Below are 1,803 nucleotides of genomic sequence, written 5' to 3' on the forward strand. Positions count from 1 at the left end.
GGGGCGGAGGGGCCGCCGTGGAAGCGGACCCAGCCCGGGCCCTGCGGGTCGACGGACCACAGGGTGTTGTTGACGTCCCGCACGTAGGTGACCAGGTGCTCGGTGGCCGGGTCGACGACGGTCTGCGGGACGGCGTCCGCGGCGAGCGCGGTACCGGACGGGGTGAGGAGGAACTCGGTCCACGTCCCGGTGGAGAAGTCCAGCGAGTTCAGCCGGTTGCTCGGACCGTTGACGTACACCACGGTCCGGTTGCCGGTCTTGTCGGCGATCGCGACCGGGTCGGTGGCGGCCATCACGCCCCAGTCGCGCCAGCCCGGGCCCCACGGGTCGACGGACCACAGGTGGTTCGCGGCGTCCCGGACGAACGTGGTGAAGTGCCCGGTGGCCGGGTCGACCACGGTCGAGGGGACGGCGTCGGGGGCGAGGGCCGGCGGGACGAACTCGACCCGGCCGGCGCCGCGGCGGTCGATGGAGTTCAGCCGGTTGTCCGGCCCGTTGACGTGGACGACGATGTGGCCGTCGTTCGGGTTGACGATCGGGACGGGGTCGCTCGCGGCCAGCAGGCCGTAGTCGTACCAGCCCTCGCCCTGCGGGTCCACCGACCACAGGTGGTGGGCGGTGTCGCGGACGAAGGTGACCAGGTGGTTGGTGGCCGGGTCGACGACGGTGCGCGGCACCGCGTCGGGGGCCAGCACCGTGCCGGACGGGGTCGGGACGAACTTGGTCCAGTGCTTGGTGGTGCGGTCGTAGGACCAGAGCCTGTTGTCCGGCCCGTTGACGTACACCATCACGTGGTTGGTGGCCGGGTCGGCGATCGCGGTGGGGCGGGTCGCGGCGTAGGTGCCCAGGTTGACCCAGCCCTCGGCCAGCGGGTCGACGGACCACAGGTTGTTCCTGTCGTCCTGCACGAAGGTCAGCCGGTGTCCGGTGGCGGGGTCGACCACCGTGGACGGCGAGGCCTTCACCACGGTCCCGGAGGGGGTCGAGTGGCGGGTCTTGGTGATCCACATGCCGAGGTCGTCCACCCGGGTGGCGAACGCGCCGGTGCGGGTCTCGGCGGCGGGCACGCCCAGGCAGCCGCCCTGCCAGGAGCGGGAGGCGACGGCGACCAGCTCGGCCTTGCCGTTGACCTCGCGGACCACCGGGGCGCCGGTGTCCCCCTTGCAGACCGCCGCACCGCCCGTCCCCGTGATGCCGACGCCGGTCGCGCTCACCGTGTCGAGGCTGAACGCCCCGGTGTGGGCCTTGTCCGGGACCCACTCGGCCTTGGTGCGCCCGAAGCCGGACACCCGCAGCGACTGCCCGGCCGTCGGCGCGGCGGTGCCCACGTCCAACGGCGTGACGCCGTCGACGGGCGTGGCGAGGCGGGCCATCACCAGGTCACGGCCCTCGGCCTTCACCAGCTCGACCACCTGGACCGACTTCGCACCGACGGTGGCGGTGGTGTTCCACTTCGGCGCGCCGTCGGCGAGCGTCTGCGGCTGCGCCGGGTCGTCGGCGAAGCACGACGCCGCGCTGAGCAGCCAGTACTGGTCGATCAGCACGCCGGTGCAGCCGCGCAGGTGGTCGCCGATGACGATCCGCGCGGTGGTGGCGGAGGTGTTGTCGGCCGCCACGTCGCCGGAGACGGCGCCGGCCGGGGCGAAGGTGGTCAGCGTGCCGGCGGCGGCCGCCGCCACGGCGGCCAGCACACCCGCCCGCCGGGAGCGGAACTGGGACTTGCGGGACATGCGGACTTTCCCTTCGAGTGGGCCTGCGAGAGCCCGCGGGGGTGGTCGGTCTCGTGCCGACGGCCCCCGCGGG

General features: G+C 73.7%; 1 protein-coding gene. It reads right to left on the reverse strand.

The window, feature by feature from the left end; genetic code table 11:
- Nucleotides 1-1,730 (reverse strand): trypsin-like serine protease (locus tag ACIQOV_RS40020; RefSeq protein ID WP_401055874.1); only part of this gene is annotated, 1,730 nt, incomplete at its 3' end.
- Nucleotides 1,731-1,803 lie beyond the last annotated feature (73 nt).

The sequence above is a fragment of the Kitasatospora sp. NPDC091257 genome, from assembly GCF_044757675.1.
Lineage (GTDB): Bacteria > Actinomycetota > Actinomycetes > Streptomycetales > Streptomycetaceae > Kitasatospora > Kitasatospora lactacystinica.